This window comes from Calditrichia bacterium (assembly GCA_020634975.1).
Taxonomy (GTDB): domain Bacteria; phylum Calditrichota; class Calditrichia; order RBG-13-44-9; family J075; genus JACKAQ01.
Window position 1 is genome coordinate 1,548,194 of record JACKAQ010000001.1, and the last position, 24,413, is coordinate 1,572,606.

The 24,413-nt window shown below is 49.2% G+C and carries 16 protein-coding genes; 9 read left to right on the top strand and 7 right to left on the bottom strand.

Annotation, left to right across the window (positions count from 1 at the left end; genetic code table 11):
* The first annotated feature begins 149 nt into the window (after window positions 1-149).
* Window positions 150-1,427, top strand: coding sequence for an adenylosuccinate synthase (locus tag H6629_06280; GenBank protein ID MCB9067399.1), 1,278 nt, complete (start codon window positions 150-152; stop codon window positions 1,425-1,427).
* A 101-nt stretch (window positions 1,428-1,528) separates the two neighbouring features.
* Here the strand turns inward: H6629_06280 and H6629_06285 are convergent, their stop codons facing one another.
* A complete protein-coding gene (locus tag H6629_06285) occupies window positions 1,529-2,401 on the bottom strand; it encodes a DUF4249 domain-containing protein (protein ID MCB9067400.1) in 873 nt (290 codons plus the stop codon).
* A gap of 19 nt (window positions 2,402-2,420) precedes the next feature.
* On the bottom strand, window positions 2,421-4,757 hold the full coding sequence (locus H6629_06290; protein MCB9067401.1) for a TonB-dependent receptor: 2,337 nt from the start codon (window positions 4,755-4,757) through the stop codon (window positions 2,421-2,423).
* Between the two features lie 359 nt (window positions 4,758-5,116).
* On the opposite strand from H6629_06290, the gene H6629_06295 reads away from it, so the two are divergent.
* The 7 genes from H6629_06295 to H6629_06325 all read left to right on the top strand — a co-directional run bounded on the left by H6629_06295 (window position 5,117) and on the right by H6629_06325 (window position 12,636).
* Window positions 5,117-6,106, top strand: a complete 990-nt coding sequence (locus H6629_06295) for a hypothetical protein (protein ID MCB9067402.1) — start codon at window positions 5,117-5,119, stop codon at window positions 6,104-6,106.
* A 39-nt stretch (window positions 6,107-6,145) separates the two neighbouring features.
* Window positions 6,146-6,790, top strand: a complete 645-nt coding sequence (locus tag H6629_06300; protein MCB9067403.1) for a MotA/TolQ/ExbB proton channel family protein — start codon at window positions 6,146-6,148, stop codon at window positions 6,788-6,790.
* A 4-nt stretch (window positions 6,791-6,794) separates the two neighbouring features.
* A complete protein-coding gene (locus tag H6629_06305; protein MCB9067404.1) occupies window positions 6,795-7,196 on the top strand; it encodes a biopolymer transporter ExbD in 402 nt (133 codons plus the stop codon).
* A gap of 28 nt (window positions 7,197-7,224) precedes the next feature.
* On the top strand, window positions 7,225-8,328 hold the full coding sequence (locus H6629_06310; GenBank protein ID MCB9067405.1) for a DNA polymerase III subunit: 1,104 nt from the start codon (window positions 7,225-7,227) through the stop codon (window positions 8,326-8,328).
* A gap of 231 nt (window positions 8,329-8,559) precedes the next feature.
* A complete protein-coding gene (locus H6629_06315) occupies window positions 8,560-9,405 on the top strand; it encodes a hypothetical protein (protein ID MCB9067406.1) in 846 nt (281 codons plus the stop codon).
* Window positions 9,406-9,684: 279 nt separating this feature from the next.
* The gene (gene metG, locus H6629_06320; protein ID MCB9067407.1) at window positions 9,685-11,760 is read left to right on the top strand and encodes a methionine--tRNA ligase; all 2,076 of its coding nucleotides are present in this window, start codon (window positions 9,685-9,687) and stop codon (window positions 11,758-11,760) included.
* A gap of 24 nt (window positions 11,761-11,784) precedes the next feature.
* Window positions 11,785-12,636 (top strand): DUF3298 domain-containing protein, encoded by an 852-nt coding sequence (locus tag H6629_06325; GenBank protein ID MCB9067408.1) that lies wholly within the window; start codon window positions 11,785-11,787, stop codon window positions 12,634-12,636.
* Between the two features lie 99 nt (window positions 12,637-12,735).
* Here the strand turns inward: H6629_06325 and H6629_06330 are convergent, their stop codons facing one another.
* The 5 genes from H6629_06330 to H6629_06350 all read right to left on the bottom strand — a co-directional run bounded on the left by H6629_06330 (window position 12,736) and on the right by H6629_06350 (window position 22,922).
* Window positions 12,736-13,530 carry an arsenite methyltransferase gene (locus tag H6629_06330; protein ID MCB9067409.1) on the bottom strand — a complete coding sequence of 265 codons (795 nt, stop codon included), beginning with the start codon at window positions 13,528-13,530 and terminating at the stop codon, window positions 12,736-12,738.
* Window positions 13,531-13,610: 80 nt separating this feature from the next.
* Window positions 13,611-14,153 (bottom strand): RNA polymerase sigma factor SigZ, encoded by a 543-nt coding sequence (sigZ, locus tag H6629_06335; GenBank protein MCB9067410.1) that lies wholly within the window; start codon window positions 14,151-14,153, stop codon window positions 13,611-13,613.
* Window positions 14,154-14,179: 26 nt separating this feature from the next.
* Window positions 14,180-17,953: a tandem-95 repeat protein gene (locus H6629_06340; GenBank protein MCB9067411.1), complete on the bottom strand. Its 3,774-nt coding sequence runs from the start codon at window positions 17,951-17,953 to the stop codon at window positions 14,180-14,182.
* Window positions 17,954-18,329: 376 nt separating this feature from the next.
* Window positions 18,330-20,879 (bottom strand): tetratricopeptide repeat protein, encoded by a 2,550-nt coding sequence (locus tag H6629_06345; protein ID MCB9067412.1) that lies wholly within the window; start codon window positions 20,877-20,879, stop codon window positions 18,330-18,332.
* Window positions 20,880-20,948: 69 nt separating this feature from the next.
* On the bottom strand, window positions 20,949-22,922 hold the full coding sequence (locus H6629_06350) for a hypothetical protein (protein MCB9067413.1): 1,974 nt from the start codon (window positions 22,920-22,922) through the stop codon (window positions 20,949-20,951).
* Window positions 22,923-23,044: 122 nt separating this feature from the next.
* On the opposite strand from H6629_06350, the gene H6629_06355 reads away from it, so the two are divergent.
* The gene (locus H6629_06355) at window positions 23,045-24,385 is read left to right on the top strand and encodes a T9SS type A sorting domain-containing protein (GenBank protein MCB9067414.1); all 1,341 of its coding nucleotides are present in this window, start codon (window positions 23,045-23,047) and stop codon (window positions 24,383-24,385) included.
* The last annotated feature ends 28 nt before the right edge of the window (window positions 24,386-24,413 follow it).

The following is a 24,413-nucleotide window of genomic DNA, read 5'->3' on the forward strand; positions in this document are numbered from 1 at the left end:
TAAGGTGTTGAGTCATAGCCTGGGTTAAATTATATTTCACTTTGTTCAAATAAATGATGTTGCCGCAATTTTTTAATGCAGATACCGTTGAAAAAGTAGAGATCGACACCTGTTTTGCGGCATGATCAGATAAATGGAAAGGATGCGGCATGTCCGTTGTTGTGGTAGTTGGCGCCCAATGGGGCGACGAAGGTAAAGGCAAAATTGTGGATCTGCTCAGCGCAGATTTTGATATTGTGGCGCGGTATCAGGGCGGTGCAAATGCCGGACATACGGTCAAAATTCACGATAAAAAATATGTGCTGCACCTGATTCCCAGCGGCATTTTGCAACCGGGTGTGGAATGTGTCATCGGCAACGGCGTGGTTATTGATCCGGTGGCACTGATGGAAGAAATCCGGCTGCTGGAAGATCAGGGCATCAGCGTTGACGGACGGTTGTGGATCAGCCAAAACGCTCACCTGATTATGCCTTATCACAAATTGCTGGACACAGCCAGCGAAGAAAAACAGGGCGCGGACAAAATCGGCACAACCAAACGAGGCATCGGTCCGGCGTATGTGGACAAAGTGAATCGCAAAGGCATTCGCATTGTTGACCTGCTCGACCGCGAAAGCTTTGCCCGGAAACTCCGCCGCAATCTCGAAGAAAAAAACGAATATCTCAACAAAATTTACGGCGTGCTGCCGCTGGATATCGAAGCCATTGTGGATGAATATCTGGAATTTGACAAACTGATCGATCCGTATATTAAAGATGTTTCCGTGCTGCTCAACAATGCAATTGCCGATGGCAAATCCATTTTGCTGGAAGGCGCGCAAGGCACATTGCTGGATGTCGATCACGGCACTTATCCGTATGTCACATCGTCCAATCCCAGCAGCGGCGGTGCCGGCATTGGCGTTGGTATTGGTCCCACCCGCATCAACGAGGTGATGGGTGTGATGAAAGCCTACACCACCCGTGTTGGCGAAGGTCCGTTCCCCACGGAATTGCTGAATGCCGAAGGCGAACTGCTCCGCAAAGAAGGCGCAGAATTTGGCGCAACCACCGGACGCCCGCGACGCTGCGGCTGGTTCGATGGCGTTGTGGCACGCTATGCCATCCGCATCAACGGTATCACCTCACTGGCAATCACCAAGCTGGATGTGCTCGATAAATTCAAAGAAATCAAGGTGTGCACCGGTTATCAGGTCAACGGAAAATTCATGAAAGAATTTCCCACCAATCTGAAAGTACTGCAGGATTGCCAACCGGTTTACGAAACCTTGCCCGGCTGGCAGCAGCCGACAACCGAATGCCGCACATGGGACGATCTCCCCAAAGTTGCCCAGGATTATCTGAATTATTTAAAAGATTTTATGGGAGTGGACATCAAAATTATCTCGGTGGGCTCCAAACGCAGCCAAACCATTCGCAATTCTTAAACGAAAGCATTGACAACAGCCTTTGAAAAATCCCGGCCAAAACCGGGATTTTTTGTTTTACGAGAACCAACATCCGATTATCTGCGCGCATATTCAAACGGCTAATTCCCAAAATTGAACACAAATCGCCGGCTAACCGGATTCACACCACCAAAGATACCATAGCCATTTGCGATATTCGAGTAATGCTGAACCGGTTCGGCAAACGGGTTGTCATCCGTTTCCTCCTGCAATTCCATCGCCCGGTTGTGCAAATACACATTTTCCGTCACGGTATTCAGCACCACCAAAACTTCCTGATAGCCAAACCAGGGATAATACCGCAGACTCAGATCGTATGTTTCCCCATCAAAAAGTGCGTCATCGAAGAGCGCAATTTCACCGGCGAACTCCCGTTCTTCGCCAATTTCGATGCTGGTGTTGGTTTCGACAATTGCCGGATCGGTGCTGGAAAAATAATTATTGAACCATCCGCCATCGAAATCGCGTGTCAAAACGAAAATTTCGTAATAATTTTTTTGGGCCGGATCGTCGTTAAACTGAACCGAAAAATTGACACGCTGACCGCCAAACGGAATACTTTCGACAGTGTAGGTTATGCTGTCCAACGATACCGGGTCCGGTGCAACCGCCGTTGCGCTGACCGGATCGAATCCCGGTGCTGCAATCCGGAGTTCGTAAGTTTTTCCAATTTCCACAATTTCGCTAGCGGAAACGTAAATACCCTGATCTGCGTGATTTAACGCTGTCAGCAATTGACCGTCACGCCAGATTTCCACTGTGGCATTTTCCACCGGACCGGGAAATTCATTGCCCAAAATGCCCACGCTGCGGCTCACGCCGATCTGCCAGCGCTCGTTCGCTTCAAAAATGCCGTCCACTACCAATCGCGATTGGTGCTCCGGCAAATCGATCTGCACAATGGTTTCGCAACCGCTCAGCAGCAACGCCATCAGGCACAGAAATTTTTTCATATTTTACCTTCCAAATTGCTCAAAATTTAAAACTGTAACTGATCGCCGGGATAATCGGGAACAGGCTGACCTGTTTCATCACCCGGTTGCCGTTGTCGTCCTCATCCTGATAAATGAAAAAAGGATTTTTCCGGCTATACAAATTGTAAACGCTGAATGTGAAAATGCCGCCATCGCGGGTTTTGCCGCGAAAAAATCGCAAACTGACATCCAGCCGATGGTAATTGGCCATCCGGAAACCGTTGCGCGAACCGTAAATATTTTGCGTGCCGGTGTATCCCAAAAACGGGTTGTTGTATCCGGTCGGGTTAAGCTGAATTTGCGCGATGGGCAGCGTGATTGCCGCACCGGTGCCAAACACAAAATTGGTTGAAAATTCCCATTTTTTCGAAATATCGTGTGCAACAACGGCGGATAAATCATGCCGCCGGTCGTATCGATAGGGAAACGCTTTGCCATCGTTCAGCGAAGCAAACTGGCGATTGCTCCACGAGAGCGTGTAGCCCAGCCATCCGGTGGTGCGCCCGCGTTTTTTCTGCAGAAAAAATTCCGCGCCGTATGCCTCGCCTTCACCGGACTGAACCTTGTTTTGCCAATCGGTATCCAGCGCAAGGTAGTTGGCGCCCTCCCGGTATTCGATGAGGTCGTTCATTTTTTTGTAATAGATTTCGAAACTGAATTCGTATCGCCGGTCTGCCAGCGAACGGGCGATGCCAACCGCCGCCTGCCACGATTCCTGCGGTTTCACGCGATCGGTTGCGGGCACCCACAAATCTGTCGGCAAGCCGATGCCGGAGTTGGTGAGCAGATGGATATATTGATTCATACTCGCGAACGAGCTTTTCAGCGCGTATCCGCCGGGCAGGCGATAATTGAGCGAAACCCGGGGTTGCAGCGATGTGTGCGTGGTGTTTTTCACCTGAAATCCGGATGCGTGCACGCCGATATTTGCGGAAAAATCGTCGGATATTTTTACATCATCTTCAATATAAACAATAGCTTCCAGCGCGTTGACATCAGCGGATGGTTTCAGCAGCAGGTCAACAGGAGAATCGCTGTCCTCATTGTATTGATAAGCGCCGGGACTAAAATTGTGATGGGTAATTCCGGTGCCGAATCGGATGCTGTGCCGGGTATTCGGGATGTAATCGAAATCCACCCGGGCGCTCCAGTCGCGGATGCCGGAGAAGTAATTGGCCACATACGAGTCATCACCGCTGCGCTCTTTAGTCGTAATATCGAAGCGGTATTTGCTGAACGTGACAATCGTGTTGCTGAACAATTTTTTGCTGAACAGGTGATTCCAGCGAAAGGTTCCGGTCAAATTTCCCCAGCCGGTTTCCGCTGTAAAATCGGGTGTTTCGCTGTCGAAATCGTTATTTTCTTCGGCGTAAAATTGATCGTCGCCGCCGTAAAAACTCAAATAAATCCGGTCGTTATTCGAGAAAGCGTAGTTGGCTTTGGCGTTCACATCGTAAAAATAGTAGCCGCCGGTGCCTTCGTCCGTGTTCATAAACGGGCGCGCCAGAATATCGATGTAGGTTCGCCGCATGGAAACGATGAACGAGGAAACCCCTTTTTTGAGCGGTCCTTCCAGCGTTAACCGCGATGCCACCACGCCTATCGCACCGGTTGCCTCAAATTTCTGGTTGTTGCCCTCTTTCATGTTGATTTCCAAAACGGACGACAATCGCCCGCCAAATCGCGCCGGAAAACCGCCTTTGGTGAGGTTCACATTTTTGATGGCATCGGCGTTGAACACCGAAAAAAATCCGAACAGGTGCGATGCGTTGTAAACCGGTGCGCCGTCCAGCATGATCAGGTTTTGATCGGGTCCGCCGCCGCGAACGTAAATACCGCTGGCACCTTCGCTGCCGGATTGAACACCGGGCAGCAGTTGCAACGCTTTGAGAATATCGGTTTCGCCGAGCAGTGCCGGCATCGAGCGGATTTGGGCAACGGATACATCAATGCGGCTCATCTGCGTCTGGTTTTCGATCAACTCGATGGCATCCGCGACCACCTGAATGGTATCGCCGGCAACCGGCGACGGGCGCAGATTGATGTTTAATGCCACATCATCTGTCAATTTCAGCCGGAAAAATTCATTTTGATAGCCGATGTATGCCACTGCCAGCAAAACGGAATCCGCCGGAAGCGTGAGGCTGAAAAAACCGTAGCTGTTGGTGGTGGTGCCTTCCTGCAAGGTTGGTTCGAACACATTAGCGCCGATCAGCCGCTCGCCGGAAGTGGCGTCCTGCACAAATCCGCTGATGGTATATTTTGTCCGGGTTTGTCCGGAAAGCGTTACGAAAATGCCGGTGAAAACTAAAATTGCGAGAAAAACAGTGCGCATACAGTATTCTTCTTTTAGTTGATGATCAGAAAGTTAAGGACAATCGGACAAGCTGTCTATGGGAAAATTGGCGGCTAATTTAAAAATGCATCGCTAATCTAACGTCTGTCGGATGGTTTAGTTTGCAGAATTTTCAGTATTTGAAAATTTTTTGGCATCGGTGAAATAATCGGGAAATCCGGTTGTCCAATATATGCTGCAGCAGTTTACATTTGCCCGAAATTACTTTGATAAGTATGGGGCATCTGCTAAATTAAGTTTCTAAAATCGTTCATTTTTGTGATGAACTGTTTCGGTATTCATGCGTAAGATGTTGTGTTGACAATATGCCAATAAATAATTATTCGATAGAAATTAAGATGAACAACCAGCCGAACAGAAAACCCCTTTATTTTGCACTGATATTTTCGCTGCTGGTGCATGTGGTGTTTTTCTGGCTGTTGTTCTCCCAAAATTTGCTGGCGTACATCCTTCGCAAACCGGAGGTTTTACCGGAAACCGCGCCCATTGTGCTGGAGTTGGAACAACCGCAGCAGCCGGAACAACCCGTTCAACAACCACCGCAACTGGAAGAAGAACAAGCCGCAGCAGAGGAGCAGCAACAGCTCCCGGAAAAATATTTCCGGCTGGAAGAAAATCCCAACGCCAACGAGCAAACACCGGAAGACGCGGATATTCTCGCGGCTCAATCCTCTGTTTCGGCTTCGCCAAAGGAATTAGATGTGCAAAACGAAGCCATCAAACCGCCGGTAGAGAATCCCGAACCAACCATAAAAGAGCTGGAAAACAAAGAAGATCAGTCGGCAATTCCCGACAAAGGGTTAACATTCGAAGAGAAAAACGGCGACGTTATTTATTACCAAAGCCGCGAATTTGCCCGGCACCTGCTCACCAACGAACCGGAGCAGCAAAAGGAAACCCAGATCGATCTCAGCCAATCGTCCTCCAAAGATGTGCCGCCGGAGTTGAAGGATTTCAAAGGGGACCTGATTGGCGACGTTGCTTTGAGCACTTACGAATGGCCGTGGGCACCGTGGGTGCTGCAACTCAAATATGCTTTTTACCAACATCTGTTTGTGCCGCGCGCCTACAGCATGGGATTGATTGAGGGATACACCGAAGTGTATCTCAAAATCCGGCGCGATGGCACTTTGGCGGAACACCGGCTCATCCAAACCGCCGGACACAACACGTTAAAGGAAAGCACATTGAATGCGTTTCTCTCCTCCGCACCGTGGAAAGCGTTGCCGGAAGAATTTCCCGATGAATTTCTGGAACTGCGGGTACGAGTTATTTATCCCAATTTAAAAGATTTTTTTGCCAGACAACGACAGGCGCAATCGCAGTAGCGAATAACAAAAATGTTCATGTTGAATTGATGAGGTATTATGCTCGAACTCTTTCAAAAAGGCGGAATTATGATGTATCCGCTGTTGCTGGCTTCTGTGGCGGCACTGGCGGTTTTTTTAGAGCGATTGTGGAGCCTGCAACGCAAAAAAGTGCTAATCCCCGAGGTGGTGGCAGTGCTGGAACAAATCAAGGATGAAAAAGATTTTCCGCTGGCGCGATCCGTTTGCCAAAAAGCTGGCGGGCCGTTTCCGCAAATCGTTATTTCATGTTTGAACAATTCGGACCTGCCGACCGATGAACTGCGGCTGACCATCGAAGACGAAGGCCGCCAACAGGTACGCTCACTAAAACGTGGGATGACCGTGCTGGAAACTGTCGCCGGTGTGGCACCGCTACTCGGTTTGCTGGGCACAGTTTTGGGGATGATCAGTGTATTCGACGTTATCGAGGAATTGGGCGTTGGGCAGGCGAAAGCGCTTTCCGGCGGTATTTCGGAAGCGTTGATAACCACCGCAGTGGGGTTGTTTGTGGGTATTCCCGCACTGATCGCTTACAATTATGTCACATCGCGATCGGATAATCTGATACTGGATATCGAAAAATATACCCTGCTGTTGCTCAATAAAATTATCCGGTTAAAAACACCGGCCGCCGATCCGGTCGAAATCAGCCTGAAATCGTAAGCCCATGAAATTACTCAACAAAAAGCCGGCAAAAGCAATTCTGAACATCACCCCGTTGATCGACGTGTTGTTTATTTTAATCATATTTTTTGTGGTGTCGTCCACATTTTTGGAGCAGCCGGGCATCAAGCTGGAATTGCCCAAAGCCCAAAGCGGCGATACGCAGCGGGTGGAACGCGCCGTTTTGTATATTTCCGCAGCCTCCGAATTATTTTTGAACGATGACCCGGCAACACTGGAAAATCTCTCCGGAAAATTAAGCGCGATGATGCAAAATCGTGCCGAAAAAAGCCTGATCATCAGCGCGGACAAAGGCGTCCATCACGGATTGGTTGTGCAAGTGATGGATATCGCGCGAAGCAGCAGCGTGCAAAAACTGGTGATTTCCACAGAACGGAAAGAATAAACCAAAACGAATTAATTACCGAAAAAACATGCTATTTGACGAATCACTCGGGCATCCCGAAAATCAGCAAAAATTGATGAACGCCTGGCAAGCCAACCGCATACCGCATGCGCTGTTATTGCACGGACCGGAAGGCTGCGGAAAGGAAGCATTTGCCATTGGCATTGCCCAGTTGCTAAACGCGGCGGATGAAAACGGCGTTATCGACCGGGAATCGAGCGTATTCCGGAAAATTGCACAATTTCAGCATCCGGATGTTCAATTTATTTTCCCGACACCGGCGCAATCCAACGCCAAACCGGAAGAATTGCAAGCCGCGCTGCAGGAGAAAGCCAAAAATCCCTATCGCCGGGTGACGTTTACCGGCAAAAATACGTTTATCGGTATTGATACGATTCGCGAGTTGAAAAAAGAAGCCGGATATCGCCTGTACGAAGGGCAAAAAAAAGTGTTTATCATTGCCGAGGCAGAGGAACTCCGCCCGGAAGCCGCCAACGCGTTGCTGAAATTATTGGAGGAGCCGCCCCAAAATCTGAAATTGATTTTGGTGACGGCAAATTTGCACAAGCTGCTGCCAACCATCAAATCGCGCTGCCAAATGCTGCGGTTTTCGCCGATGGGCGAATCGCAGATTGCCGCGATTGTCCGGCGATTTGTGCCCAAAGTGGATGAGCGTGATCTGGCTGCAATCATCCGTTTGTCGGGTTTTAACCTGAAACGCACTTTCGAATTTCTCGATAAAAATGCGCTTCAAAACCGCGATCTGGCGATCGATTTTCTGCGAAAAGCGATTCTTATCCACAAATCGCAGGAATTAATGGCGCTGGTGGAACCGCTCACCGCCAAAAAAGATCGCGACGATGCGCGGCAAATGCTCTGGTTTCTGCTGCTGTGGTTTCAGGATATTTTGCACATCAACAAAGGTGTAAAAAACGACCGGGAAATCCGCAATGTGGACAAAGCCGACACGTTACGAAAATTCATCGCTTTCACACCAACCGCAGAAATCGACGGCATCGTTCGCGAAGTTGAGGCAACTATTCGCGAATTGGATGACCCGCGAAACCTGAATCCGCTGTTGCTGCTCACCCATCTCGCCATCCGTTTAAATCCGTTACTCAAAAAAGCCTAACGCCTCTGAATTGAAAATTAGAGTTGCTTTACTTCAAAATTTATGCTAAATACCTTTTAAAAAGTGTTCGATAAAATGAACACGACGATAAGGTTTGAAGGGGCTCAGGTTTTCGTTTTTTTTAATCAACAGATGAAGTAAGCTGTTCTGCCAAATAGAGGTGTTTGGCTGAACGGTTTGTTTTAATTATCCCGTTTTTTTGACGGGATAAAAATAAATTGGGGGTTTAACATGTCATCGTTTAACTGCTCACCGGTTAATGTAGAAAATGGACAAGCAATAAAACTTCTCGAAGTTGCGTTCAAAGCCGGGAGGATTGGCATATTTATTAACAGCGATAATCTGCCTGTTCAGGCGGAAGAATTTGTCGTTGTTGAGGCGGATAAAGGGATAGATATCGGCAAAGTGATCATGAAAGGTGCAACCTACGGGGAGCACACACTGGATGATCAGGCAAAAAAGATTGTGCGGGTTGCCACAGAAGAAGATTTGCTGAAGTTTAATAAAAACAGAGAGTTGGAAGACGAAGCTGTTCGTGATTGTAAAGAAAAAATTATCGAACACCGGCTTTCCATGAATCTGGTAGATGCAGAATATCAGCTGGATCACAGCAAACTCACGTTCTATTTTACTGCGGAACAACGGGTCGATTTCCGCAAGTTGGTTCGGGATCTGGCGAGCCAGTATCGCACCCGAATTGAATTGCGTCAGATTGGTGTTCGCGATGCGGCACGTCATGTCGGCGGTTATGGCTCGTGTGGTTGCCAGCTTTGCTGCACGCTGTTTTTACGAAAATTCGAGAATATCACCACGCAATATATCAAAGATCAGCTTATTCCGATGAGCCCCTCGCGACTCACCGGTATTTGCGGTCGATTGAAATGCTGCCTGGCATACGAACGGGATTTCTATCTTGAAGAGTTGGAAAAATATCCTACTGTCGGCGAAAAAATTAGCACGCCATCCGGAGCCGGCATTGTTGAAAAAGTTGATATTTTCAACAGTGTGATTTATTTTCGCAACGAAGAAAATGATATTATTCGAATGAACGTAGGTGATTTGATCGAGAGTCACTGACCTTTAACTTCATTTTGATAAAGAAAATCGAAACCTGATAAGTCAAGTGATTCCAACAACTTGACCCGGGTTTCGATTTGTTTTTTAAGTGATGTTCAAATGCTTAACAAATTTTTTACAAAACCTCAATTTGAACTGCGTTTTACAGTTTTGTTAAATTGGGAAACACGCATTTTTTGCAAAAAGGGTTTAAAAAATTCCGGCATAACGCTAAATTACAACTTCAAAATTAACAATTGAATACAGCAACAACTGAACCTGTTTTTCTTCGGGGAGGCGATTTTTAAAGTGAAAAAAGAACGATACATGCTGACCAGCGCACTGCCATACGCGAACGGACCCATTCACCTCGGACATTTGGCTGGCGCGTACTTACCGGGTGATATTTTTGCGCGATACAGCCGCATGAAAGGGCGTGATGTGCTATACATATGCGGTTCCGATGAACACGGCGTTCCGATTATGCTGCGCGCCCGCGCAGAAGGCGTTTCGCCGCAGGATATTGTGGACCGCTATCACGCAATTATCAAAGATAGTTTCGAAAAAGTGGGCATGTCATTCGATTTCTACGGGCGAACCTCTTCTCCGGTGCATCACGAAACCAGCCAGGATTTTTTCCGGACACTGGCGGAGAAAAACAAGTTCATCCTCAAATCCGAAGAACAATTGTTTGACGAAGAAGCCGGTATTTTTTTGGCGGACAGGTTTGTGCGCGGCACTTGCCCAAACTGCGGATATGAGGATGCCTACGGTGATCAGTGCGAAAAATGCGGCACCTCGCTCAGCCCGACAGAATTGATAAATCCGCGCAGCGCCATCACCGATACAAAACCGGTGATGAAGGAAACCACCCACTGGTATTTACCGCTGGCGGAATTCCAGAAACGGTTGGAAGACTGGATCAACACCCGCGAAAACTGGCGCCCGAATGTGATGGGACAAATCAAAAGCTGGTTCAATCAGGAATTGAAAGACCGTGCGATGACCCGCGATTTACCCTGGGGCGTCAATATTCCCGCCGATGTCGCGGAAAAAGCCGGTGTCGATCCGTCCGGCAAAAAGCTGTATGTCTGGTTCGATGCGCCGATCGGCTACATTTCCGCATCCAAAGAATGGGCAATTCAGCAGGGTAATCCGGATGCCTGGAAACCATATTGGCAACACCCGGACAGCAAATTGGTGCACTTCATCGGGAAAGATAATATCGTTTTCCACTGCCTGATTTTCCCGGCGATGTTGATGGAACACGGCGATTACGTGCTGCCGATGAACGTGCCGGCCAACGAATTTCTGAATCTGGAAGGCAACAAATTTTCAACCAGCCGCAATTATGCGGTTTGGCTGAATGAATATCTCGAAAAATTTGATCCCGATTCGCTGCGCTACACGCTGACCGCAAACATGCCAGAAACCCGTGACGCAGATTTTTCGTGGAGCGAATTTCAATCGCGGCACAACAACGAACTTGCGGATATTTTGGGAAATTTTGTAAACCGCACGTTCACATTTATCAGCAAATATTATGAAAATGAATTGCCGCAACGCGCCGCTCTCGATGCGATGGATCTCGAATTGCTGGAAAATATCGCGCAGACGCGCGATGGCGTTGGCGAAGCACTGGACAATTTCCAGTTTAAAGAAGCACTCAAACGATTGATGAATCTCGGGCGTTTCGCGAACAAATATTTTAACGATAAAGCGCCGTGGATCACCCGGAAATCCGATCCGCAGCAATGCGCCACAACCCTTAATTTATGCGCACAGACGATCCGCTCGCTGGCGGTGCTGATGAGTCCGTTCATCCCCTTTTCATCCGAAAAAATTTGGCGGATGATCCGGTTGGATGGAAAACCGGCGCAGGCAAACTGGGATGCCATTGCTGAACTGCAACTACCGGATGGGCACAAATTAGGTACTGCGGAAATCCTTTTCCGTAAAATTGAAGACGAAGTTATTCAGGCGGAAGTGGACAAATTAGCGCAGGCGCTGGCAGGCAATACTGCCGAAACTGCACAACCGGCGGAGGAGAAACAGTTGATCAGCATCGACGATTTTCAAAAAATAGAGCTGCGAACCGCAATAATTTTAGCAGCAGAAGCAGTACCCAAAGCCAGGAAATTATTGAAGTTACAAGTTGACCTCGGCACAGAAAAACGGCAGCTTGTCGCCGGACTGGCGGAACACTACCAGCCGGAGGAACTGGTCGGGAAAACCGTAATTATGCTTGCAAACCTGCAACCTGCTACCATTCGCGGCGTCGAATCGCAAGGCATGTTGCTGGCGGTTGAAGGCGAAAACGGACTGGCGATCCTCACTCCCGAAAAACCGGTGCAACCGGGCAAACGGGTTTCATAAATTAGCAGAAAGGATGCACAGCCTATGCGATATATTTTTATCCTTTTAGCTGCAATCCTGTTGATTACCGGATGTGGTAAACCTCAGGAATCGCCAAAAAAACCGGATGTTTCGGCGAGAGCACTGCCGCTGGCTGCGGAAAACGCCGATTCGCTGGTTTATACCATGCGCTCCATCGAAAAGCGCAGCGGCGATTGCAGTGGTGGAAACGGCTGCGCAACGGTTCAGCTAACTTTTCCGGAGATCGTATCTGCGCAGCGAAATGCCGTTGCAGATTCGCTCCGTCTATTAACACAATCGCATATTTTTGCGCCAGTTTACGCGGACGAGGAAATCAACGCGCGCGGCATAATGGCACGAACTGCCGATGGATTTGCAGATCAATTTTTTGCCGAATTCGAGAAAATGCAGCAGGAATCGCCCGGATATGTCTCCGCCTGGACAGTGGAACGCAACATGCGCGTGTTGCGAAATGCGCCGCCGCTGCTGTCGCTGGAAATCAGCGAAATGACTTACACCGGCGGTGCGCACCCGAATTCATTCACGCGATACATTAATATTGATACGCGAACAGGTCAACAGATCCGGTTGACTGATCTGCTGAAATCCGGCGCACTCGAAAAATTGCAGGCAATCGCGGAAAAACGTTTCCGCGCCCAAATGGAAATGCCCGAAAAAGAAAGCTGGGAGCAGAAGGGATTTTTCTTCGAAAACAACAGCTTTGAGCTGAATGACAATTTCCGGATTGGCGACAACGGGCTGGAATTTCTGTTCAATCCATACGAAATTGCGCCATACGCATTTGGCGCGATGACCCTCGAATTGCCCTATTCAGAGATTGGCGACCTGTTGAGCAAATCTGAATATCTTCAATAAATACAGATACTTACACGCCACTTTATTGAAAATAAAAAAGGGCGCGACAACGCCGCGCCCCTACAATCACATCTTTTTCAAATTTCAAAAATTTTGCTGTTACAACGGCTTTACCGCTTCGATGGTTGACGAAAGCACATAATTATCAATTGCTGAACCGGGCACCCATTCGCGGATAAATTCGCGGCTCTCATCTTTCGGTTGCAGCCGGACATCTTCAAATCCAACCGCTGCCAGCATTTTCTCCAGCGAATCGACCGTGGATGCGCCGGAAACGCAACCGGAATACATCGCCAAATCATTTTTGATATGATCCGGCAGCGTCGCCGTTGCGACCACATCGGAAATCGCCAGTCTTCCGCCGGGCTTCAGCACCCGGAACGATTCCCGAAAAACCTGCTCTTTTTCCGGTGACAAATTGATCACGCAGTTGGAAATAATCACATCAACTGTTGCGTCTGCCAATGGCAAATGTTCGATTTCGCCCAACCGGAATTCAACATTCGTAAATCCAGCATTTTCAGCATTTTGGCGTGCCTTGCTGATCATATCCGGCGTCATGTCCACACCGATAACAGCACCGCTTTCGCCAACGGCGCGTGCCGCCAGAAAACAATCGAATCCGGCACCGCTGCCCAAATCGAGCACGGTTTCGCCGCTTTTCAGTGCAGCTATCGCCTGCGGATTTCCGCAACCGAGACCCAAATTTGCGCCATCTGGCACACTGCCGAGTTCGTCCGCTGAGTAGCCCAATTGTTGGGAAATTTGATCCGGATTAATTTGTATGGTGGGTTCGCAACAGCCGGAAGAACCGCAGCCCGTTTGTTCGGACCGGGCAATTTTCGCATAATTTTCCCGCACTGCCTCGCGAATTTGATCATTTTTCAATTGCATCTGTAAAGCTCCTTTTTTTGGTTATTGTTCACTGCGTAAGACGAAAGAGCTTTCCAAAAGACGCAACATTTTTTGAAAAATCAGCATTTTTCGCAATCGTTGCGTTCGTAATCGTAAATATTGCCGGTTGGATCGACGATCACGCGGCAGCAGGCGAGATAAATCTGTTTCAATAACTCGCGACCACGCAGAATGCGCGATTTGGTTGCGGAGAGGGAAAGATTGAGTTTTTGGGCAATTTCTTTTTGCGGTAATCCCATCAGGTCGGCCATCCACACCGGTTCCCGGTAGTTTTTTGGCAACATCAGCATCATCGGCTTGAGGCATTCAGCGATTTCCTGACGGGCAGCATCACTTTTTTCAGAATCCGGTTCCGGCAGATGTTCTGACAACTCTGCCGGAATTTTCCGGGTTCGATAATGGTCGATAATTGCATTTCGGGAGATCTGATAAATCCAGCTTTTTAAATGTGTTATATCACTCAGCGAATCGGTTTTCTCAAATATTTTCAGAAAAATATCCTGCACGATATCCTCCGCAACAGCGGCATCGGAAACGCGTTTTTGCACAAAACCGTGCAGCTGATCGTGATATTCCTGCCAGATTTTCTCAAAATCAATCATCATTCACTCAAATTATTTTGATACAATCATTCATTTCCAGATTGCGGCGGTGCCGGTGGCGCCGGTTTGTCCACAACAACGATGGTCACCGTTTGCGATGCCTGCAGCCCGGCGGCATCTTTCACCACAAAATCGATACGATAGGTGCCCTGCTGATCATCGCCGGGTGTCCAACTGAATTCGCCGGAGTTAGCATCAAGATTGGCACCGGGCGGCATCGTGGCTGCGCTGTATTGCAATTTGCCGTTGTCTTCAGAATCGGGATCGTTACCTTCCAAACGGAATTGCAGCGATTCACCTTCAGTAATTTGTTGTTCACCGGGAGCGTTCAGGCTCGGCTGGCGATTAACATTCTCAACCGTAACTGCAACATTTACAGTTACTTCGGCACTGCCATCGCTAACCGCGTAAGTAAGCGAATGACTGCCGCTCTGGTTGAAATCGGGTTTCCAGGAAACAGTGCGGCTGGCCGCATCGAATGATGCACCGGCAGGCAAATTAGACATTGAATATGCCAATTTTCCGGCATCTTCCGTATCGGGATCGCTGGCTTCCGGCAATTGGGTGCTCCACGATTCATCTTCTGTTGCGGTTTGTGCGGCAGGTTCAGCCAAAACCGGCGGACGATTGACGTGCCGGATGCTGATTGTCGCAGTTTCTGAATCGCTGGCGCCAACCGGATCGTTCACAGAAATCGTGATGGAATATTCACCGCTTTGCTCAAACGTCGGCGTCCAGCTCAGTGCGCCGTTTTCGGGATTGAGCACTGCGCCGGCGGGTAAATTTTCCGCGCTGTAGCGCAGCTTTCCGGCATCTTCCGCATCAGGATCACTGGCGCTGAAAGTGACATTCAGCGGTTGGTTTTCATCGCCGGATGCGGACGAAACCGCCGCAAATTCCGGGGCACGATTCACATGATTAACAGTGATATTCACCGGCTGCTCAGCGCTGGCACCTGCCGGATCGCTGACAACCGCAGTGAGCGCATACGAGCCGGACTGCTCAAACGAGGGTGTCCAATTGAATTGTCCGGTTGCGGCATCCAACTGGGCACCGGCGGGTAAATTTGCGATGCTGTAAACCAGCTTCCCGGCGTCCTCCGTATCCGGATCACTGCCGGAAAGCGCGATGCCCAACGGCTGATTTTCATCAACAGTTGCGGCGGCAACGGCGGCAAGTGCCGGCATGCGGTTCACATGGTTTACTGTAACGGCGGCAACTTGCTGTGCGCTCAGTCCGGCGGGATCGATCACCGAAAATGTGATGGAATATTCACCCGATTGCTCGAACGTCGGCAGCCAGGTGAAAGTGCCGGTTGCATCGTCAAATGTTGAGCCGACAGGCAAACTGTTTGCCGATAGCTTCAATTTTCCGGCATCTTCCGTGTCGGGATCGCTGGCTGTTACTGTAAATGTAAGTGTCTGATTTTCATCAACTTGCTGCGCAGAAATTGCCGCAAGTTCCGGCACGCGATTCACATGTTTCACCTGAATAACGGTTGATGTAGAATCGCTGTATTCGCCATCGCTGACAACAAAAGTTACCGGATATTCACCCGATTGGTCAAATGTGGGTGTCCACGAAAACGCGCCGGATGTGGCATCCAACGTCGCACCTTCGGGCAGCGAAATTGCGGAAAATACCAGCTTCCCGCTGTCTTCCGTATCGGGATCACTGGCGGAAAGGCTGAACTGCAGCGGCTGGTTTTCGTCAATTTGCTGTGCGGCGGCTTCCACAATTACCGGTGCACGATTGACGTGATTGACCGTCACTGCCACCTGCTGATCTGCAACCAACCCAGACGGATCAGTAACCGCGAACCGGACATCGTAGCTGCCGGATTGCTCGAATGTGGGCGTCCACGAAAATGTGCGGGTTGCCGGATCAAATGTTGCGCCGACCGGCAAATTTTCGGCGGAGAGAGTCAACTTTCCGTCATCTTCCACATCGGGATCACTGCCGCTGATAGAAAATGTAAGCGATTGATTTTCATCAACTTGCTGTGCCATAATTTGATCGAGAACCGGCGTGCGGTTTACATGCGTAACCACGATATCGAAACTTGTTGTATCGCTGAGGTTTCCGGCGGTCATGATCATTCGGATGTCCGCATAATTACCGGATTGGTCAAATGTTGGTGTCCACGAAAATGTGCGAGTTGCCGGATCGAACGCTGCACCGGCCGGTAAATTTTCCGCCCGGAAAGCAACGGCGTTCTGGTCTTCGCTATCCGGCTCGTTGCCGGATACTTGCACAACGAGCATCTCGTTTTCGGGAATCGATTGTGCGGCAATTGCATCCAAAACCGGCGGACGATCCACATGTTGAATTTGCAACGTTGTGGTTTCGCGATCGATGCCGCCTGCGCCGTCTTCCATCAAAAAATCGACGACGTAACTGCCCGATTGCTCGAATGTGGGTGTCCACGAAAAAGTGCGGGTTGCCGGATCAAACGTTGCACCCTCCGGTAAATTTTCGGCATAATAGTTGAGCCGTTGCTGATCTTCCACATCGGGATCGCTCCCGGCTTCCAACGTAAAAGTAAGCAACTGGTTTTCCGCAATGCCGGCATCCGGGGGACGTGGTAAATCCGGATTGCGATTGACATGCGCAACGTTCAGCGCAATCGTATCGCTGGCGCTCAATTCGGATTCGGTTTGCTCAACAATCCGGAAAACGAGATCGTTGTATGTTCCCGATTGCTCAAATGTGGGTGTCCACAAAAATGTGCCGGTTTGGTCGTCAAATGTGGCACCTTCCGGCAGATTAAATGCCTGATACACAAACGCGTCGCCATCCGGTTCGGTAGCATCCAATTGAATCGTAAACAGTTCATTTTCTTTCAATTGCATATCGGTGAGGTCTGCCAGACGCGGGCTGTTGTTGTGCCGTAAAATTTCTGTGTGATTGTTGGCAGCGAGGAACACATACACATCCCGTTTGTAAACGCCGTAGCTGATACCCTCGGTCGAAAACTGGCCTTCGAGGAACGGTTTGGCGAGATCGTTAACATTCACAATTCGCAATCCGGAATTTCGATTTGCCAAATAGACATAGCTGCCGGATTTGTGAATGCTGCCAACAAAGCCGCCTTTGCCAAACTGACTAACGATCACCGGGGATTCCGGCGTGGAAATGTCCGCGATGGTGAGTCCGCCGGGTCCTTCTGCCATATATACGTAAGGGCTTTCAACCTGAACCATCATTGTGTTAAAATTGGTGCGCAGTTGACCGATTTGTTGGGGTTCGCTACCGGACAAATCGAAAATCAGCAGTCCGTTGTTTTTGGCTGCCGCATACAGTTTACCGTCCTGAACGGTGGTTTGCTGAATCCATTTTCCCGGTGTTCTGATGTGCCGGATGACCGGCGCCGTTACATCGGCGATGTCTACGATTGCAAATCCGGAATCGCCCATTGCCGCATATAACTGCTGCCCCTCAACAAATGCATCATATGCGTTTCCGGGTAATTTGATGCCTGCAATCCGATGGATATGTGTGGCATCGCTATAATCATAGATGATCACACCCGATGAATGGTTGGCAACATATGCCCGGTTATCGCGGACAAATGTTGCGTAGGATTCATCTTCCGACGGAAAAACGGCGAGTTGTTTTGGATTTCTAATATCAGAAATATCAACAACTTGTAATCCTGCCCAAAAATTGGTGATAAACAGCAAATCGCCCGAAAGTGTTACTTGCCGGGCACCGTCCTTATATTCCAGAACCGACTGTGGCGGTGTAATTTGAGCGATGCGCTCAGCCGTTGCTTTTTGGGCAAACACACTATTTGTCATGCCTCCTGCAACGGTCATCATAAAAATTAATGTTAAGCAATATCCCAATGCCTTCATCAACCACTCCTGTGTACTTTGTTGAATTAAGGAAAATATACCAAACCCATCCAGCCAAAGCAATGATTCCATTTAGGTTATCAAAGATTTTAGCCAATTTGATTGTAGCAAATATCCTACCAACATACTATTATCGGCAATAATAAATTTGTCGTATCACCTAAATAGTTGGTTTGATAAAGATATCACTTGCGTCTGAATTTCAAATCGTTAGAAATCATTCGAGAAGCCCTTTAAGAAGACTATCAAAAAGTGTAAAAAAAATGATCACTTTTGCGAGGAAATGTGGAGGGAAAAACAGTAATTCTCGTGTCGGTATTCAATTTGCAGATAAATTTTGATGAACATCCGCTGGCGAATGGAAGCTGATGCCCGGTAACCCGTCACCGTTTTCGCCGGTGATGCGTAAATAAAAGCCCCAATCAAAATCTGTATTCGTGATTTTGAGCAGCAATTTATTGTACCCGGGACGTAGCACAACGGTTACTAAATCGCGATCCAGCTTGGCATCTTCTTTCAAATAATGTTGCCAAATCAAATCGTCATTCAGCCATAGTTTGCAGGTTTCATCTGTGCCCAAACGGATTTGCACTTTCTGTTCTTCAGATGCGTAAACATAAGTCCAAGCGTAGGCAACCGCCCAGGTGTATGGCTGAAATTGTGCCTGCAAATTGACGTATCCATCCAGATAGCCGTCGTTTGCGGGCTGCCAGGGGTGCGCTTTTCCGTTAAAAATATGATCGGACTGGGTTTTTTGGCGCATTTCCGGCGGAAAAGCGTAATTGAATGGCGATTCCGTTTTGCCTGAAAATGGTCCGGCGAGATCCCATTGGTATTCCATTGGCATGCCCAAATCGCGAAATTCTTTTTGCACAGCGGGAATGTTTTCCTGCTGCTCGTAAATCCGTGCGCGGAGCAATTTGCTCAAATATTGTAAATCTTTCCGGTCGGTGGAGCGGGCAATTTCCAATAATCGCTGGATAAACGGGTTATTTTCCGGCTTCACGGTTGCTTCGTAATCCATTGTTTCGATGATGTATTTCCAACCGCTGCCCCAACCGTTGTTGTATTTCATGGTGAACAGATCGATCAGCACTTCGCCGTGATCGGCAAAAAGGCGGTGCGCTGCGTCGCGGTTTCCGGCGCGGAGGTAGTTATATCCCAGAGAAAAACGTAAAAGTGTCTGAAGATCCGAAGCCGCCATTTTCGGCTCAATATGCTCCAGCAACGTTACCAGTTTTTCCGGCGGAATGCTTTGAGTTGAAAAACTGAAACTCAGGAAACTGTTGATCAACTCCACATCGGGTGGCTGGTTGAGCAATTTTGCCTCAAAATGCCGGAAAGCGGTTTGCTCCAATCGCTCCGCTTGCAGGCTATCGCCGAGGCTTTTGTATAGCTCTGCCGCCAGCATCATCGGGTAAACTTCGGTGGGCTGTGCATTTAGCACCTCGCTAAAGATGCGGGCAGCAACCTCCGGTTGACCAAATCGCCAATAAATCAGCGCGCGATAGACTTTGGTATGCAGTTTCACCTGAGTGCTGGGTGCATGTTCGACTGAATAATCCGAATAGTGCAGCGCTTCTGCCATATTGCCTTTTTCTACAGCAATTTCGGCGAGTCGCAGCGCAGTGAAGAAAAACTGCGGCCAGCGGCGCATCACCACGTTAAATTCTTCAACGGCTTCGTCCAACCGACCGGCACGCATCAAAATTTCGCCTTTGCTGTCGAATGGATTCGGTTCATCCGGGCGGGCGGCTTTGTATTTTTCGATATATTGCAGCGCAGTTGTAAAATCGCCGCGTTTAGCAAACAGGTAACCCATCAAATTTAGGGTGTTCGCGTGACCGGGATCTTTTGCCAAAACCGTTTCGAAAGACATCAGTGCATCGTTCAGATTGCCGATATTTGCATAAAATTGCGCCAGTTCCAATCGCAGCTCGATGTTTGAGGGATTGCGTTTTACAGCATTTTTCAGCGTATGGGAATAGGCACGATAATCCCGTTTGAAAGATTCTTCCAGTAACTCAACAAACACCAAATCCGATTCGCCGAGCTTGTGCGAATACTGCTTCACTTTGCCGAAATAATATTTGAACTCATCCGAATCCATCAGCGAGCGTTTGATTTGCGCCATGCGCAAATAGGCCATCGCAAATGTGCTATCATATGCAATGGCGTCTTTCAGGCATTGTTCCGCTTCCACAAACAGCAATTTATCGCGATTCGCCAATGCCTCGGAATAGCAGCGAAACGCCTCGATCGACCGGGTCATATCTGCCAGTTCCAACCGGGAATCGGCGAATTCCCCGGTGCCATCCCGCAGGTCGCCGTGCACTTTTTGGGAAAGCTCATCGACCATCGAAAAAATGCGTTCCAAACTTTCGCCCTGAACGGCAACACGCCGAACGACTTGTCCGGAAAGGACATCAATCATTTCGGTGTGGATTATGAGTCGGTTGGCTTCGCGGCTGAATTTTCCGGTGAGCAAAATTTCCGCCTGTGCCTCCCGCGCAGCGAACAATTCGCTGGCGATTGATGCGGCGGAATCGCTGGTTGCAATAAGATTTTCCCCGGTTTGGGCAAGCTGGAAAACGCTGAGATACGGCGATTGGCTGAGTTCCGTGCGGAGCATATCCGCCAGTCCGCGACACAGCCAGTTCAACGAGTGATCTTTGGAATTGTTATGAAATGCGACGATGGCAATGGCACGCTGCTCATTTTCGGCGAGGCGCACCACGCTGGCACGGGCATTTGCGGCAGATTCGCCATCCGCCACATCCGCGAGTTTAATTTTCCGGGCGTCGCCGTCGCTGCAGGCGAGGAACGCACCGAAAATGGTGATGCTCAGCAGTAGCCATCGAATGTGCATAAAATTCCTTTGAAATTGTTATCCAACCACAAATTTTATTAACGCAGCAAAACGAAAATTGTTGCGCGGTCAGGCGTTTGTTTGCTGTTTCAGTGCGGCTATCGCTGTTTCGGCATCTGCGATCATCGGTTTTGCGGAAACGGCTTCGCCAACCGCCTGACGGATCCACACTTGTGGTGCGATGCGCCCGAGTTTGCACATCCGCTCCATTTCGATGGCCAGATTTTTATCGCGCAAAAAATGATTGATCTGATACGCGATGATGTGCCCGATCGCGTAATCCGGAATATACATGCCGCAATAAAAAATATGCGAATAAATCGCCAGCAGCGGACTATCTTTTACGCCGAAATTCGGGGCGAAAAATTCATTCCAGATATTTGTGGCGAGTTCGATCACCGCAGTTTTCAGCGCTGCCGCGTCCGCACCGGGATTGGCATACAGCCAGCGCCAGATGCGCATATCCAGCAGCGAAACACCGGCAATTTCCGCGGTTTGCCACAACTCGTGCAACACGGCGGTATCGCTTTTGGCAGATGCGGCGGTTTTGCCCAACACATCCAGATCGCGACCCTGAAAAACAAATGCGAACGCTTCGGTAAATGCGGTGTTCGGTACGCCTTCCAGCGTGTAAAAATCGATATCGTTCAACGTGAACACCTGCTCCACGGTGTGTCCGAGTTCGTGCATTGCGGTGTTGAATCCTTTGTAATCCATCCCGCCGCGGGGAACGCGGGTGCGCAGGTGCGCTTTATCCCAGCGCATTTTTGCGCCCAGCGCATGTCCGGCACCGCGCGATGCATCCACCGCGATGTAATTTTGCAGATATTTCGCCCGCGATGCCGTAAATCCGAGCGATTCCAGCACGCCGTCCATTTTTTTCTGGAACGCGTCCACATTCGGGTAGCGTTTGCTGACCAGCTCGTCCAGTTCGTCCTCGCGAATATCGCCGCCGGATTTCAGTCCGGTGTACCAGATATCGAACGGTTGCAGGTCACGTTTCAATCGTTGGGAAATCAATTGTGCAATGTTTTTGAGCACCGGCGCAGAGAGCACTTCGATGAGCACCGCTTCCACTTCGTCTTCCAGAATTTCCCGGTTTTGCTGAAATCTGCGGTCGATCAGCGATGGCGTATCCGGCGTGTACGGATCGATCAATTGTTCCGCGTGAAAGGTTTTCAGCAGCGTTTCGTATCGGGCGTTGGCTTCCGGCGCGGCGTCCAGTTGTTTCCCGTGCGGATCGAACAGTGCGTTGCTGTGCGGATGCCAGACCACTTTGGGATTGTCCACCACCTGCCGGGGAATTTCCTGCGCGATAATCCGTTCCATCACCGTGTGCAACAATTCCTGTTTCGCCAGCCCGTCGGGATTGGCGTATTGCCCTTTAATTTCGTCGCGCAATCCCCAATGGCTGATCAGCTTCAGCGTTTCCGGAAACAGCGGTTTTCCGTCCGCATCGCGTAAGTTTCCGGCATAAATATTATAGTGATACACATACTCTTCCGCTGCGGTGTAAGCTGTTGTATGTTTTTGCTTTACTTCACCCGGAACGCGGTCCGCGAACAGCTCCGCCAGCCGGATTTCCGCCCATTTGCGGCGGCTCCAGTTTTCGCCGTCGCGGCTTTTGTTTTCCAGCGTTTCCAGCGGAAAATTGAGCAGCGCGACAAACGCCAGTTTGGTAGCGAACATGTCCGAAACCACATGCGCGAACATGTCGAAATTGGCGAACAGTTGATCCACTTTCAGCAGGTCGCCGGTGTCCACATGCAGTGGCCAGTTGAACTGGCGATAGGCTTTGTGCAAATTGCCCATCAGCGATTCCAGATTGCGCTGGAACCGGGTGAACACCTCGTCCAGCAATGCGCTGTCGGACACAAAATGCTGCCCGCAAAATTCCGCGAAAGCCGGAAAATCGCCGTCGCTCTCGCGCCAGCGTTGCGCGGCCTGTCGCACACCGGTTTCGATGCGCTGCCGCTGTTCCTCGCCGTGTTGCCCAACCAATTGCTGAACAATTTCGCTCAATTGTTTATCTGAAAAATTCATCCCGAACTCCCTGAACCGTTTTCAACTTTATTTGTGATTTATTTATTGAACACATCGAAAATCTACCGTAATTTAGATCTGCCCAATCAAAGAATGTAAAGCAAAAATTTAGGAGCGGAATAATGCTTCGCCAAACGATTTTCCTGATAATTTTCGGGGCGCTCTCAATCGCATCCGGACAAAACGGTCGCTATTTCACCGGTCTCCGGGGCATGGAAGACAGCCTCGGCAACACCCATTTGTTTTACCGGGTGTATGAGGAGGTGGATGACGGCTTCTGGGATTACCAGCGTAACGACATGTTTCATCTGGACTTAGCCAACGCTAGCGATACGCTGTTTCTTGAAAGTTATTATGGCATCAATACGTTCGGTGATTTTGAGGCCCTTATTTTAGAAGATATTGAGTGGATCAATAATGATCCGTCAAACTATATCGCCACCGGCGCTTTTTCAGATATTGATCCGGTTATACAGGTCTTTCTCCCGGATACAACTTTTTCGATTTGGCTTGGTGTGGGTGAGAATGTTGAGGTATCAACAGCAAATCCGCAGCGGGTTTATCTCGAAGGATGGTATGGCTTTGGCTTTTTCCGCAGCAATGACGGTGGTTACAGTTGGGAATCGGATTCATTTGGCGACCCGAAAATTATAAACCAAATAAGCAATTTACGCGTTTCGCCGTTCGATGAAAATATCCTGTTCGGTTCTGCTACTGGTCCGTCGCAATTTGACGATATGGTAAAATCGACCGATGGGGGAAATAGTTATTACGTGGTTAAACCATTCTTTGTTGGGTTGGACGGAAATCTTAACGTCATCTTTACCAATGATAGCCTGGTGCTGTACGCAGCAACAGGATATTATGAGCGTATTTGGAAATCGACCGATGCGGGTGAAAACTGGCAGTTTGTTTACCATAATAACGCGCCATTTTTTGTAATTCCCGATCCCGATAATCCGGAAACGCTGTATTCTTGGCGCGATGATTCCATTCACAGCAGCACGGACGGCGGCACAACGTTTTTGCCATATCGCACGCTTTCCGGCGAAATTCTCAATCTGTACAAAAAACCTGCCAGCGACCTGCTTTACGCGGCCACCACATCCAAAATTTACGAAATCTCCCCGACGGATACGACCGTGCTGAAAATGCTCGATCCGGTGGGCATCGGCGAGCCGCCGGCGAGCGTCGCGGAGGGATTTGCGCTGCACCAGAATTACCCGAATCCCTTTAATCCGTCCACCACAATTGCCTTTGATTTGCCGAAGTCCGCAGAAATCGAGCTGGCAATTTTCGACATCGCCGGGCGAAAAGTGGCAACGGTCGCCGCCGGGAAATACGCCGCCGGTTCGCACACCGTAACATTCAACGCTGAAAATCTATCCACTGGAGTATATTTTTATCGATTGCAGACAAAATCCAGCACGCAGATTGCCCGAAAAATGCTGCTGCTGAAGTAAACCAACCTATCACAAAATTTTACAGGAG

Bases quoted from the DNA above. Each gene is read 5' to 3' on its own strand.
- H6629_06280 (MCB9067399.1), top strand. From the start codon at position 150: ATGTCCGTTGTTGTGGTAGTTGGCGCCCAATGGGGCGACGAAGGTAAA.
- H6629_06285 (MCB9067400.1), bottom strand. From the start codon at position 2,401: ATGAAAAAATTTCTGTGCCTGATGGCGTTGCTGCTGAGCGGTTGCGAA.
- H6629_06290 (MCB9067401.1), bottom strand. From the start codon at position 4,757: ATGCGCACTGTTTTTCTCGCAATTTTAGTTTTCACCGGCATTTTCGTA.
- H6629_06295 (MCB9067402.1), top strand. From the start codon at position 5,117: ATGAACAACCAGCCGAACAGAAAACCCCTTTATTTTGCACTGATATTT.
- H6629_06300 (MCB9067403.1), top strand. From the start codon at position 6,146: ATGCTCGAACTCTTTCAAAAAGGCGGAATTATGATGTATCCGCTGTTG.
- H6629_06305 (MCB9067404.1), top strand. From the start codon at position 6,795: ATGAAATTACTCAACAAAAAGCCGGCAAAAGCAATTCTGAACATCACC.
- H6629_06310 (MCB9067405.1), top strand. From the start codon at position 7,225: ATGCTATTTGACGAATCACTCGGGCATCCCGAAAATCAGCAAAAATTG.
- H6629_06315 (MCB9067406.1), top strand. From the start codon at position 8,560: ATGTCATCGTTTAACTGCTCACCGGTTAATGTAGAAAATGGACAAGCA.
- H6629_06325 (MCB9067408.1), top strand. From the start codon at position 11,785: ATGCGATATATTTTTATCCTTTTAGCTGCAATCCTGTTGATTACCGGA.
- H6629_06330 (MCB9067409.1), bottom strand. From the start codon at position 13,530: ATGCAATTGAAAAATGATCAAATTCGCGAGGCAGTGCGGGAAAATTAT.
- sigZ (MCB9067410.1), bottom strand. From the start codon at position 14,153: ATGATTGATTTTGAGAAAATCTGGCAGGAATATCACGATCAGCTGCAC.
- H6629_06340 (MCB9067411.1), bottom strand. From the start codon at position 17,953: ATGACAAATAGTGTGTTTGCCCAAAAAGCAACGGCTGAGCGCATCGCT.
- H6629_06345 (MCB9067412.1), bottom strand. From the start codon at position 20,879: ATGCACATTCGATGGCTACTGCTGAGCATCACCATTTTCGGTGCGTTC.
- H6629_06350 (MCB9067413.1), bottom strand. From the start codon at position 22,922: ATGAATTTTTCAGATAAACAATTGAGCGAAATTGTTCAGCAATTGGTT.
- H6629_06355 (MCB9067414.1), top strand. From the start codon at position 23,045: ATGCTTCGCCAAACGATTTTCCTGATAATTTTCGGGGCGCTCTCAATC.